This window comes from Streptomyces sp. P1-3 (assembly GCF_050613155.1).
Taxonomy (GTDB): domain Bacteria; phylum Actinomycetota; class Actinomycetes; order Streptomycetales; family Streptomycetaceae; genus Streptomyces.
In genome coordinates this window covers 5312216-5324090 of record NZ_CP192512.1, presented here as the reverse complement: position 1 = coordinate 5324090, position 11875 = coordinate 5312216, and the positions used below count along the sequence as shown (strand labels likewise).

Genomic DNA, 11875 nt, shown 5'->3' with positions numbered 1-11875 from the left:
CGGACCCCTATTCTTGTCCCCGGCAAGGTCACGGATCCGCCCGAAGCCCGGCCACCGGCAACACGGCCCGTACGGTCGGTACCGCAGGCAACCGGGGCGTCGCGGCGGTCATGGCCACCACCACCGGCCCCCGTAGCTCAGTGGATAGAGCAGGTGCCTTCTAAGCACTTGGCCGCAGGTTCGAGTCCTGCCGGGGGCGCTCCACGCATGACCCTCCTACGGGAGGGTCTTTTTGCTGGTCAGGAGCGGTTTCGAGGGACTGGCGGACCGTTCGGGCGCAGGGGGCGCGGCGGCCGGATTCCGGCCGGCGCTCAGTGCCGGATTCCGGTCGGCGCTCAGTGGCCCAGCCGCTCCAGGGCCTGTGCCGGGTACCGCTCGCCCGCCACCGCCTTCTCGGGCACGGCCTGGCGCAGCAGTTCGCGGTCGGTCTCGGTCAGGGTCAGTGCCACTGCGGCGGCGTTCTCCTCCAGGTAGCGGCGGCGCTTGGTGCCGGGGATGGGCACGATGTCCTCACCCTGGGCGAGCAGCCAGGCCAGCGCGGCCTGAGCCGGCGAGCAGCCGATCCGCTCGGCGACGTCCCGTACGGCCTGTACGAGCGCCAGGTTGTGCTGGATGTTCTCGTCGGCGAACCGCGGCCAGCGCCGGCGGTTGTCCTGGGGGACCAGGTCGTCGCGAGAGGAGACCGCTCCGGTGAGCATCCCGCGCCCGAGCGGGGAGTAGGCCACGACGGCGATGCCCAGTTCGCGGCAGGTGGCGAGCAGTTCGCCCTCCACCACGCCGCGGGTGAACAGGGAGTACTCCACCTGGATCGCGCTGACCGGGTGGACGGCATGGGCCTTGCGCAGTGTGGCGGGGCTGACCTCGCTGAGTCCGATGTGGCGGACCAGCCCGGCCTCCACCAGCCGGGACATGGCCCCGACCGTCTCCTCGACGGGCGTGGCGGGGTCGCGGCGATGCGCGTAGTAGAGGTCGATGTACTCAACACCCAAGCGGCGCAGTGAGGCCCGGCAGGCGAGGGGAACGTAGTCGGCGGAGGTGTCGACGTCGCCGACCCGGCCCGTCGCCGCGTCATGGCGGAGCCCGAACTTGGTCGCCACGACGACCCGGTCCCGCTCGTGAGCGTGCCGGCGCAGCCAGCGGCCGACCAACTCCTCGTTGTCACCCCGCCCGTAGGCGTCGGCGGTGTCCAGCAGCGTGACGCCCATCTCGAGGGCGCGGTCCAGCGTGTGCTGGGACTCCTCCTCGTCCGGAACGCCGTATGCGATCGACATGCCCATGCAGCCCAGGCCGATCGCGGACACCTCGGGGCCGTTGTCGCCCAGCTTGCGGTACTTCATCGAACGTTCCTCTCAGTGGACCGAAGATCAGTAGGCCGAAGAGCGGTGGGCCGAAGATCAGTAGGGCGAAGAGCGGTGTAGGCGCGGGCGACGTGCAGCAGCCACGCGACTTCTTCGGTGTAGCCCGGCTCGGCCTGTGCGGTGCGGCCCCCCTTGGCGGCCTCCGGGACGAGCACCGTGGACGTCCGGACGGGCGGACGGTTGTCGTGCTTCGCGCGCAGCGCCGACTCCAGCGATCTGGCCTGCACCACGGCGTGCAGCCGGTCGCCCGACAGCCCTGCCTCCTCGGCCGCCTTCCGGGCGCCGGCGGCCACGGCCGGGTCCATGTACGGCCGGAGCGCGAGCAGCCCGTCCTGGATCTCGATGACACTGCGGTAGAGGCGATAGCTGATGTCGCCGGGCAGGAAGCGGGCGAGGCGGCCGGTGCGGCGCGGGTTGAGCGCGATGTCCGGAACGGCCGCGTACAGCGCGCTCCACAGGGGATGCAGCCGCTGGTAGGTGACGAAGTTGCGGACCAGGCGCCGCCGCTTGGAGACACCCGGTCCCCAGGAGGGCATGGTGAGCCCTGCCACCAGGAAGAAGATGCCGGTCCCATTGGCCACCGGCGTCAGCAGTTCCCATTCCAGCGGGTCCAGTCCGCACTGCACCGCGATCAGCGAGGCCAGGCGGTTGAGGCAGTAGACCAGGCACGCGCTCGCGCCGATCGCCGTGCTGTACAGGCCCCTTCGCAGCCACTGCCGCCCGGCCACCCGCCCGTAGCGCCGGCACAGCCGGATGATCTCGATCATTCCGGCGCCGAACGCGCTGACGTAGAGCAGCAGATAGGCGGCCACCAGCGGGCGGTGCGCGTTCTGCAGCAGATAGTGCGCGCTGCGCTGCTGTGCGCCCGTTCCCGCCGCCGCCCACAGGGTGAGCATGGCGACCGCGCACAGGGCCGCGATGAGCAGCCGGACGACGGCGTGCCGCCGGGCGGTCTCGGGCGGGTACACCCAGTAGACGATCGCCGTGAGGAAGGCGGCGCTGGACGCGACGCCGCCGAAGAGGTGGATGCCGAGCGCACCGAGGTCGGCCACTCCCAGGCGGGCGTCCACGGCCTGTGAGACGGAGGGCGTGGAGAGCGTGAAGGAGATCCCCTTGCAGAAGAACGCGACGAGCAGCGCGAGCAGTGCCGGATCGTTTCTCTGATGGCGCAGGTCGCGCAGCTTGTAGAGCAGAGCGAGTACGCAGAGGGCGGCGCACGCGGGGAAGACGACGGCCTTCACGCCGGTCATGAGACGTCCACACCAGTCATGAGACGTCCCGTCGGCCCGTGGGCCGACGACGCACGACGACACCTACCGCGCATGGGATCCCGGCCCCGGGTTGAGCCCCAGGTTGGACCCCGGGATGAGCCCCGGATTGAGCGAGCTCTCGATACGCGCGACCGTCTCGGCGTCAGCGGACGGAACACACCACACCGACTCCACCGGAGGCCGGGTGACGCGTTCCAGGATGAGGGAGGCGACGGTCTCCGCCTCCTGTTCCTCCTCGGTGGAGTAGCCGGTGCGTCCCATCATCTCCCGCACCCGCCGTGGATCGAGATTCGGCAGCAGGCTCCCCATCACCGCCTCGTCGAATCCCGCCGAGTCGCGGTGGTCGCACAGCATGTGCGCGAGCTCATGGGCGATGATGTGGTCCTGGTGCAGACGGCTGGTGTCCGCCTCGACGACGATGACGTCGAAGGTGTCCGTCGCCAGCCACATACCGCAGGGGGCCTTCGCGCCCAGAGGGAGCGACACGAGCTGGATCGGGCGGCCTCGGTCCGCACTGAGTCGCTCCATCAGCGCGGCGATGTCGCATCCGTCGGGCAGGTCCAGGCGTGTCAGCACCGCTTCCGAAGCCCGCCGCAGATGTTTGAGATCCTTCTTCAGGTCCTTCTTGCGGGGCTGCTTGTGCGCCCTGGAGGTCAAGGCCACGGCCGACGTCGCTCCTTCCCCGGTGTCCGGCGGCCGTCGTCGACGGCCGTGGCCCAAGGTACGCGATGAAGGCGGAAGGCGGCCCCTGGCTCACATCCTCCGGGACCGCCTCGCTACCCGGCCGCAGACCGCCCGCTTCCGTCAGACGGGCGGGACCGTGAGGAGAGGGTGGTAATGGCCCTTGGGAAAGGGCTCGCCGACAGGGCGGCCCTCGGCCTCGACCCAGGCGTGGGCGGCGAAGGGATTGACACGGACGCCGGTGTGCCAGGTGGGCCAGGTTCCACGGGCGCGGCACAGGAGCGCGATGGCGATGGAACGTTGCAGGCAGGCCTGGCCGGCACAGCGGAGGCTTACCGAGATCACGGCCTGCCGGGCGGCACTCGTCCGATCGAAGGTGGCACTGGTGGCGCCGCGGCGCATGAGTTCGAGGACCTTGCGGAGGCGGACCGGCGGAAGCTTGGCGAGGACGCGGGCGACGGCCACGGCGCACAGGGGAACGAGGCGCCGGTGGAGGGGAAGGCGGCGCCGTTCGGTCAGGGCGGCCGGAGTGCTCATGACGGCATCCTCAGCAGCCGGGCGGAGGTCAGTCCCTCGATCAGGCGCGTCACGTCGCCGTGAGCCGCATCGGTGTCGATCTGGTGACGGGTGGCGAGTTCGGCGGCGATGCGCTCGGCGGGCCAGCCTTCGGTCAGGCGGCGCAGCACCTGGACGCCGGTGCGGTTGAGTTGCCAGTAACGACCGGTGCGCTGATGGAGAAGCACCGCGCCGTCGTCGGTTTCGGCGAGGGAGACATCCGGGTCCAGGGCGGGCACGGCAGGGGGCGGGGGCACAGGCATCAGTTCTCCCACGGGATGCGGATCGAACGGGCGGCACGGAGCCAGGTCTCACAGCCGAGCAGCTGCTCGAGCGCGATGTCCCTGGTCAGATCCGCCTGAGGTGCGAGGAGCCGGGTGCGCAGCACGTCCCGGTCGATCAGGCCCAGTTCGGCGATGGCCGAATCGGCGAACATGTCCAGGAGGGCGGGAAGGTTGCGTCGTCGGCCGACACGTAGGTCCTGGCTGAAGTCGCCCTTGGTCGTCCGGCTCAGGATCAGGTCCGGGACGAGGCCGGTCATGGACTCGGCCAGCAGTGGCTTGTAGCGCCAGGGGGTGGCGCGCTCGTGCAGCCGTACGGAGAGGGCGGCTTCCACGACGTGATCGTCGAGGTAGGGCTGGTGCAGCCGGACCCCGTGCGCCGCGAAGATCCGGGCCAGTTGGCGGTAGGCCGGTGCGGTGGTGCGCAGCGCCATCAGGGTCTGGTGCTGTCCCCGGTCCTCCGCGAGCGGGCCGTGCTCTCCCGCTGCCCCGCGCAGGGCGGCCCGGGTGGCGTCCAGGGCCTTCCCGGTGACCCAGGGCTGGGCGTGGACGGGGAGCACGCCCCAGCCGACAGGGGGGATCCGGCCACGGGACGGGGGTGTGGTGAGCCGGTCCGCCTGCGCGCGCCACCAGGCGGCGGCGGTGTCAGCGGCCAGCAGCTGCGCCAGGGTCGCGGCCAACGGCCAGCGCCTGAGGGCGCGGTGGCCGCGCAGATGGCGGATCGCCGTCAGTGGGCGGCGGCGCATCAGCCGGTGCAGATAGCCGGGGAAGCCGGTGAAGAGCTCGTCCCCGCCGTGTCCGGCGAGATGCCGCCGCGACCCGTGCTCGGCGAGGATCTCGGCGGTACGGCGCATACGGGCGAGGGTGCGGGTGAAGAGGTACGGCTGCTCGGCGTCGGACCGCGCCGCCGGGTCCGCGAAGATCTCCGGCAGCCGGCTTTGCGGTACGACCAGGTGCTGGGCCCGGTCGAGCGCCTGCGCCGCGTGCCGCGCGTAGAAAGCGTCGTCGTTGCCGGCTTCCGCCTCCTCCCATCGGAAGGTGAGCAGGGCGGGGTCGTCGCGGGAGGCGAGGAAGCAGAGCGCCGTGGAGTCCATGCCGCCGGACAGGTCCGTGCTCAACCGGCCTCCCGATGTGCGGGCGCCGGTCATGGCGGAGAGCAGGGCGTCCCGTACGCCGGCCGCGCCGGGCGCGAGGGGCTGACTCGGCGCCGGCGGGTCCCAGCGCCTGGCCTCGTGCGTCCGGTCGCCGTCGATGATCAGACTGTGGTCGGGCGGGACCGCCGACACCCCGGTCCACATGCTCCGCTCGCTCAGCGGAGGGGGGAGCGCGCCGCCGCACGCGACGCGCGCGGCCAGGGCCTGTTCGTCCACGGACGCCGCTGTCAGGCCCGCCAGCAGATCGGCCCGGTCCCCGGCGACGGGCAGGCCGTCCAGCCGGGTGTGGAAGACCTGGCGCAATCCCGTGAGGGTGCCCTGGATCCTGAGCCGGCCGTGCGCCCACAGGACGAGGTGGAAGCTGCCCGGCAGCGCGCGGGCCAGGACGTCGGCGTCCGCGATCGTGCGCACCTGACGGGTCAGTTCCGTCAGCCGGGCGGCGGTGACCCGGCAGAACCCGATCACCGCCACCCGCACCGGTCCCGCGTCCGCCTGCACCAGCTCGTCCGAGGGCCAACTGCCCACGATCCACGGCCGCCCCGACCGGTGTGATACGGCGCATGGCGCCTGGACGGGGAGGAGGGATGCCTCCGGCAGGTCAGGCAGGACGAGGAAGCCGGTGGTCATTCACCTCATCCCCAGCCCTGCTCGCCGAGGACGTCGGTGTAACGGCTGCCGAACCCGAGTGTGTCCTCGGAGAACTCGCCCACCTCGAGCAGCATCGGGGGCTCGTAGATCTCCGTCTCGATGGGCCTGGCAGTGGATTCGCGGTCGGTCATCTCTGTTCCTTCCTTTCGTCGCACTTGCATTCCCTTCGCCGGCTGCTCCGTCGTGCGCGGAACGTCCGGCGTTCCCTGGCCGGGGGGGGGGCGGCGCAGGGAGCCTTGGGTGTTCAGGAGCCCGTCGGCTCCGGCGGAGTTTCCTGCCTGCTCACGGCCGCGTCGTGGGGTACGGGCACATCCGCGTACTCCATCGCGGTCGAGCCGGTCGGCGAACGGGACCGGCAGCAAGCTGCCACGCGAGGAGGGGTGAACGACGAGTGCCCGGCCGATCACGCGGCCGGTGCCGTGGGCGGCGCCGGGAAGGCGATGGCACCTTCCTGCCAGAATGTATGGCCCACGGTTTGCTTTTCCTTTAACGTCCCGTCTCATGGTCTCCTTCGCAAAACCCGCGCACAGGGACTCACTGACGACGGAACTCGCCCTCAGCGATCCTGATCTCGAGGCCCGTCTCGCACACGGTCTGGAAGCGTCCGAGAGACGACTGCGGGACTGTGCCACCGAGCTCCGGGACCCCTGTGTCGCACAGGCCGCGAGACGTCTCCTCATGCCGGCGGACGGAACGCGCCTTCACCCGCTGCTGGCACTGATCGGCGCGGAGTTCGGCGACTGCGACACCGAAAGCGCGGTCAAGGCCGCGGCATTGGCGGAGCTGCTGCATGTCGCCTCGCCCTTCCACGACTACGTGATGGCCGGGGCCGGCACCTGGGCCGACGCACCGCGCGTGCCCCACGCCCGTGCACGAGACGAGGAGACGGCGCGCGCGTACGCCGGCGAACGGCTGCTGATGAAAGCCGCCTCGGTGGCGGCCGAACTCGGACCCGAGGTGGTGCGGTTGCGGGACCGGACCGCCGACCGGCTGGCGGTGGGCCAGATGCGGGAGCTGGTCGGCCCGATGGACGGCGAGGACCTCCTGTCGCACTACACGGAGGTGACGGCCGGGAAGTCCGCGGCTCTGACCTCGATGGCGCTGCAGCTGTGCGCGGTACGGTCGGGCTCGACCGGCTCCGGTACGCGCGCCGCGCTCGCGGAGTACGGCGAGCAGCTCGGCCTCGCGCTCCGGATGTCCGACGACCTCGTCGACGCGGCCTTGGGGACGCCGACCGGGGCCGCCGGGCTTCCGGCCGTGATCGCGCTTGCGGACCGGCGCCGGGAGACCGAGGAGCTCCGTGCGCTGCTGTCGGGCCCGCGGGGTACGGCCGGACCGGCCGGGCCCCGGGACGTCACCCGGATCCTGGACCTGCTGTACGGCACGGGGGCGGTGGCCGAGGCGCGGGCGATGACGTACGCGCGGCTGGCGCGGGCGCGGGCGGCCCTGGAGGGCCTGCCGGAGGGGCCGGCGACCTGTGCGCTGCACGCCCTGTGCGACCTCGTGGCCCGGCGCGACCACTGAGGTCGTTCGGGGCGGCCCCTGAGCCCTCCCGGCACGACCACCGAGCCCCCCGCTGGTCGGGAGACGTGACGGCGGCCGGGCCGGGACGTCGTGCGGGAGCATGTGCCGGGACGTACGTCGTACGGAGCCCTGTACGCGGGCGTCGTGAGGCGCCGGCCGCGGGGGCGGAATCCTGGCTGGATCCGGGGACCCACGGCGGACCGCCTATTGTCGAGGCCATCACCACCGCCGTCGAGGACCTCGTCCTCGCCATGCCAGGGAGCCCCGCAGTGACTGTCACCGAGCACCCGCCGGCCGCCGCCCCGGCGGCCGCACCGCGCGAGCTGCGCACCGCCATGCTGGCGCGCGTGGAAGAGCGGCTGACCGGGTTCCTCGCCGAGGAGCGGCGTGCCTGGGCCGGGCTGAACCCCGACGCGGTGGAGCTCGTGGACATCGTCGCGGAGATGGTCGCCAGTGGCGGCAAGCGGTTGCGGCCGTCCTTCTGCGTCACCGCGTACCTCGCGGCGGGCGGTGCCCCCTGCTCGTCGGAGGCGGTCGAGGCGGCCGCGGCCCTGGAGCTGCTGCACACCTCCGCGCTGCTGCACGACGACGTCTTCGACGCCTCGGAGCTGCGCCGGGGCGAGCCGACCGCGCACATACGGCAGGCCGCGCTGCACGGCGAGCGCGGCTGGCACGGCGACGCCCAGCGCTACGGCGAGAGCGTGGCCGTGCTCGCCGGTGATCTCGCCCTGGTGTACGCGGAGCGGCTGATGTCGGCGTGCTCGGCGGAGGGCCGCCGGACGTGGGGCGAGTTGTGCACCGAGCTGATGGTGGGGCAGTTCCTCGACGTCCGGGCCGCCGCCCGGTTCCGGCCGGACGCGGGCCTGGCCCGCTGGATCGCGCTGTTCAAGTCCGGGCGCTACACCGTCTCCCGCCCGCTGGCGGTCGGCGGAAGCCTGGCGCAGGCGCCCGCGGAGCTGCTGGCGGCGTTCGAGGAGTACGGCCTGGCGCTGGGCGAGGCGTTCCAGCTGCGGGACGACCTGCTGGACGCGTTCGGCAGCTCCGAGGTCACGGGCAAGCCGGTCCGGCTGGACTTCAAGCAGCACAAGATGACGCTGCTGATGTCGTTCGCGCTCGGCGACGAGCCCGAGGTACGCGCCCTGGTCGGCGACGACCTCCCGGGCACCGACCCCGACGCCCTGCACGCCCTGCTCATCCGTACCGGGATACGGGACCGGGTGGAGGCGGTCATCGAGGAGCGGCTGAAGGTGGCCAAGGAGGCGGTGAGCGCGGCGCTGCCCGAGGAGTGGGCGGCGGAGCTGCACGCGATGGCCGAGGCCGCGGTCCACCGCGACAGGTAGCAGGCGCGCCCGCCGTGGGCGGCGGGCGCCCCAGCGCGGGCGCCGCTCTCGTAGGGCTGGGGGGCCGCGCGACCGGCCCCCGCCGCCGCGTACGGCTGAAGGCCGCGCCCCGGGAGGCCGGGGCGCCGCCCTCGCACGACTGGGACGCGGCCCTGGAAAACCGGAGGGGGCGCCGCCTCGTACGGCCGTACGGACCGGTCGGCGCTAGCCTGAGACCGCGGAACGGAACGAGGCGTGGCGAGGGCATGGAAACGGCACAGGGTCGGATCGTCGGCGCCGTGGCGCTCGGTGGCGGGGCCGGCGCGGCGGCGCGGTACGGCGCCTCGCGGCTGTGGCCCACCGCGGCGGACGCCTTCCCGTGGACCACCCTCGCCGTCAACGCCGCCGGCTGCGCCGCGATCGGCGTCCTGCTGGTGCTGATCTCCGAGGTGCGCACGGCGCATCCGCTGGTCCGCCCGTTCCTGGGCACCGGCGTGCTCGGTGGCTTCACCACCTTCTCCACGTACGCCGTGGACGTGACCGGGCTGGTGGACCGGGGCCGGGCCGGGACCGCCGTGCTCTATCTGGCGGCCACGCCGGCGGCTGCGCTGGCCGCCGTGTGGCTCGCGGCGACGGCGACGCGGCGGGTCCTGATGGGGAGGCCGGCATGAGACGGGGCGCGGACGCGCTGCGGATGACGGTGTTCCTGGGCGAGGGCGACACCTGGCACCACAAGCCGCTGTACACCGAGATCGTGCACCGCGCGCACCGCGCCGGGCTCGCGGGCGCCAGCGTCTTCCACGGCGTCGAGGGCTTCGGGGCGTCGTCGCGTGTCCACACCGCCAGGCTGCTGTCGCTGAGCGAGGATCTGCCGGTCGCCGTGGTGATCGTGGACACCGAGGAGCGGGTACGGGCGTTCCTCCCCGAGCTGGACGAGGTCCTCGGCGACGGGCTGGTGGTGCTCGACCCGGTCGAGACGTTGCTTTACGCGCGTCGCGATCGCGCATCGCGAGGCGATCGGTGAACTGGTTCCTCGTCGTCGTCGGCGGCATGATCGGCGCGCCGCTGCGCTATCTCACCGACCGCGCGGTACAGCGCCGCCACGACTCCGTCTTCCCCTGGGGAACCTTCACCGTCAATGTCGTGGGCTGCCTGGTCCTGGGGTTGCTCACCGGTGCGGCGAACGCGGGGGCGGCCCCTGACCGGCTCCAGGCGCTGCTCGGCACCGGCCTGTGCGGTGCGCTGACCACGTACTCCACCTTCTCCTACGAGACCCTGCGGCTGGCCGAGAACAACGCCCGGCTCTTCGCGTTCGCGAACACCGTGGGGAGTGTGGCGGCCGGCCTGGGCGCGGCGTTCGCCGGGGTCGCGCTGGGCGAGGCGGTGTGGGGCTGACCGGCCCCGCTCAGCCCTGCGGACCCAGGTGCTCCAGCAGCACCCGCCGCAGCTCCCGCGCCGCCCGCGTCGGCGCCACGTCCTTGCGGTGCGCCACCGCGATGGTCCGCCGCATCCCCTCCCCCGCCGCGAACCGGGTGACCCGCAGCCCGGAGCGCGCCGCCACCATTCCGGGAACGACGGCGAGCCCGAGCCCGGCCCGTACGAAGCCCAGTACCGCGTCCATCTCGCCGCCCTGCACGGTGAAGGCGGGTTCGAAGCCCGCCGCGTGACAGGCGGCGGTGGTGAACTCGCGCAGGTCGTAGCCCCGCCGGAACATCACCATCGGCCGGTCCCGCAGGTCCGCGACCCGGATCCGGCGACTCACGGGCGCGGGCGCGCTCGGCGCGGAGACCACCACCAGGTCCTCCCCCAGCAGTTCGGTGGTGGCCAGCGCCGGGGCGTCGCCGGTCAGCGGGGTGATGATCAGGGCCAGGTCGAGTCCGCCCGCGGCCAGCGTGCGCACCAGGTCCTTCGAGCCGCCCTCGTCGATGAACAGCTCGATGCCCGGATAGCGCGCGTGGAAGGCGCGCAGCACGTCGGGGACGAGGCTGGCGCACAGGCTGGGCGGCGCCCCGAGCCGGACCCGGCCGCGCCGCAGCTGGGCGACCTCCTGCACCTCGCGGTGCGCGGTCTCGGTGTCGGCGAGGATCTGCCTGGCGAGCGGCAGCAGCGCCTCCCCGGCGTCGGTGAGCGTGATGTTGCCGCGGGCGCGGTGGAACAGGTCGGCGCCCAGCTCCCGTTCGAGGGCCCGGATCTGCTGGGAGAGGGAGGGCTGGGCGACGTGCAGCAGATCGGCGGCGCGGGTGAAGTGCCGGGTGTCGGCGACGGCGGCGAAATAGCGGAGCTGTTGCAGTTGCACGCACCTATGATAGTGAGTGCCTATCGAAACGAGCTGCTTCATGTCTTGGACGGATTGCCACGGCAGTCCTTAGCGTCGTGCCCATGGCATTGGCGACGCGGCCGGACCGGCGGCCGTCCCTCATCGGCTACGTCTGGCGGTCGACCGTCGGCAAGAAGGCGGTCATGGCCGTCACCGGCCTGATCATGCTCGCGTACCTGGTCGCCCATCTTCTGGGCAACCTCAAGGTCTTCTTCGGTCCCGAGGAGTTCAACGCGTACGGGCGGTGGCTGCGCACCATCGGTGAACCGTTCCTGCACCACGAGTGGTTCCTGTGGCTGGCGCGCGTGGCGCTGGTGACCGCGGTGGTGCTGCACGGCACCGCCGCGTACCAGCTCAGCCGCCGCGACCTGGCCGCACGCCCGCAGGGTTACGTCCACCAGCGGCGGCGCGCGAGCTACGCCACCCGCACCATGCGCTGGGGCGGGGTGATCCTCGGCCTGTTCATCGTCTGGCACATCCTGGACCTGACGACGCTGACGGTGAACGAGCACGCCGAGCCCGGCCATCCGTACGAGAACCTCGTGGCGACCTTCTCCACCTGGTACGGCAACACCATCTACATCACCGCCATGGTCGCCCTCGGGTTCCACGTACGGCACGGGTTCTGGAGCGCCGCCCAGACCCTGGGCGCGGGCAGCCCGCGCCGCGACCGGGCGCTCAAGGCCGTGGCCAACGGCCTGGCCGCCGTGCTGACCTGCGGCTTCATCTCCATACCCGTCGGCGTGATGACCGGAGTCGTGAGCTGA

Annotated in this window: 14 protein-coding genes and 1 tRNA gene; 7 read left to right on the top strand and 8 right to left on the bottom strand. The window is 72.4% G+C overall.

Annotated features, from left to right (window positions below; all coding sequences use genetic code 11):
• Positions 1–126: 126 nt before the first annotated feature.
• A tRNA-Arg gene (locus tag ACQUSR_RS22535) sits at positions 127–199 on the top strand.
• 136 nt (positions 200–335) lie between these two features.
• Here the strand turns inward: ACQUSR_RS22535 and ACQUSR_RS22530 are convergent.
• The 7 genes from ACQUSR_RS22530 to ACQUSR_RS22500 all read right to left on the bottom strand — a co-directional run bounded on the left by ACQUSR_RS22530 (position 336) and on the right by ACQUSR_RS22500 (position 6079).
• Positions 336–1337 carry an aldo/keto reductase gene (locus ACQUSR_RS22530; protein WP_431044409.1) on the bottom strand — a complete coding sequence of 334 codons (1002 nt, stop codon included), beginning with the start codon at positions 1335–1337 and terminating at the stop codon, positions 336–338.
• Positions 1334–2608, bottom strand: coding sequence for an MAB_1171c family putative transporter (locus ACQUSR_RS22525; RefSeq protein WP_431044408.1), 1275 nt, complete (start codon positions 2606–2608; stop codon positions 1334–1336). Before ACQUSR_RS22525 ends, ACQUSR_RS22530 begins: the two co-directional genes overlap by 4 nt.
• 63 nt (positions 2609–2671) lie before the next feature.
• On the bottom strand, positions 2672–3292 hold the full coding sequence (locus tag ACQUSR_RS22520) for a toxin (protein ID WP_431044407.1): 621 nt from the start codon (positions 3290–3292) through the stop codon (positions 2672–2674).
• Positions 3293–3433: 141 nt separating this feature from the next.
• Entirely contained in the window at positions 3434–3847 is a 414-nt protein-coding gene (locus tag ACQUSR_RS22515) for a lasso peptide biosynthesis B2 protein (RefSeq protein ID WP_431044406.1), read from the bottom strand.
• Positions 3844–4128 (bottom strand): lasso peptide biosynthesis PqqD family chaperone, encoded by a 285-nt coding sequence (locus ACQUSR_RS22510; protein WP_431044405.1) that lies wholly within the window; start codon positions 4126–4128, stop codon positions 3844–3846. The genes ACQUSR_RS22515 and ACQUSR_RS22510 overlap by 4 nt, the downstream gene beginning before the upstream one ends.
• Complete coding sequence (locus ACQUSR_RS22505; RefSeq protein ID WP_431044404.1) at positions 4128–5927, bottom strand: lasso peptide isopeptide bond-forming cyclase; 1800 nt, start codon at positions 5925–5927, stop codon at positions 4128–4130. The genes ACQUSR_RS22510 and ACQUSR_RS22505 overlap by 1 nt, the downstream gene beginning before the upstream one ends.
• A 5-nt stretch (positions 5928–5932) precedes the next feature.
• A complete protein-coding gene (locus tag ACQUSR_RS22500) occupies positions 5933–6079 on the bottom strand; it encodes a lasso RiPP family leader peptide-containing protein (protein ID WP_431044403.1) in 147 nt (48 codons plus the stop codon).
• Between the two features lie 547 nt (positions 6080–6626).
• On the opposite strand from ACQUSR_RS22500, the gene ACQUSR_RS22495 reads away from it, so the two are divergent.
• From ACQUSR_RS22495 to crcB (ACQUSR_RS22475), 5 genes are all read left to right on the top strand, one after another.
• On the top strand, positions 6627–7472 hold the full coding sequence (locus tag ACQUSR_RS22495; RefSeq protein WP_431044402.1) for a polyprenyl synthetase family protein: 846 nt from the start codon (positions 6627–6629) through the stop codon (positions 7470–7472).
• 269 nt (positions 7473–7741) lie between these two features.
• Entirely contained in the window at positions 7742–8812 is a 1071-nt protein-coding gene (locus ACQUSR_RS22490) for a polyprenyl synthetase family protein (RefSeq protein ID WP_431044401.1), read from the top strand.
• A gap of 245 nt (positions 8813–9057) precedes the next feature.
• Complete coding sequence (gene crcB, locus ACQUSR_RS22485) at positions 9058–9462, top strand: fluoride efflux transporter CrcB (RefSeq protein ID WP_431044400.1); 405 nt, start codon at positions 9058–9060, stop codon at positions 9460–9462.
• The gene (locus tag ACQUSR_RS22480; RefSeq protein ID WP_431044399.1) at positions 9459–9815 is read left to right on the top strand and encodes a DUF190 domain-containing protein; all 357 of its coding nucleotides are present in this window, start codon (positions 9459–9461) and stop codon (positions 9813–9815) included. The genes crcB (ACQUSR_RS22485) and ACQUSR_RS22480 overlap by 4 nt, the downstream gene beginning before the upstream one ends.
• Positions 9812–10186: a fluoride efflux transporter CrcB gene (gene crcB, locus ACQUSR_RS22475; RefSeq protein ID WP_431044398.1), complete on the top strand. Its 375-nt coding sequence runs from the start codon at positions 9812–9814 to the stop codon at positions 10184–10186. The genes ACQUSR_RS22480 and crcB (ACQUSR_RS22475) overlap by 4 nt, the downstream gene beginning before the upstream one ends.
• Before the next feature lie 10 nt (positions 10187–10196).
• Here the strand turns inward: crcB (ACQUSR_RS22475) and ACQUSR_RS22470 are convergent, their stop codons facing one another.
• Entirely contained in the window at positions 10197–11087 is an 891-nt protein-coding gene (locus tag ACQUSR_RS22470) for a LysR family transcriptional regulator (RefSeq protein WP_431044397.1), read from the bottom strand.
• An 83-nt stretch (positions 11088–11170) separates the two neighbouring features.
• Here ACQUSR_RS22470 and ACQUSR_RS22465 point away from each other — a divergent pair, with 83 nt between their 5' ends.
• The gene (locus tag ACQUSR_RS22465) at positions 11171–11875 is read left to right on the top strand and encodes a succinate dehydrogenase cytochrome b subunit (RefSeq protein WP_431044396.1); all 705 of its coding nucleotides are present in this window, start codon (positions 11171–11173) and stop codon (positions 11873–11875) included.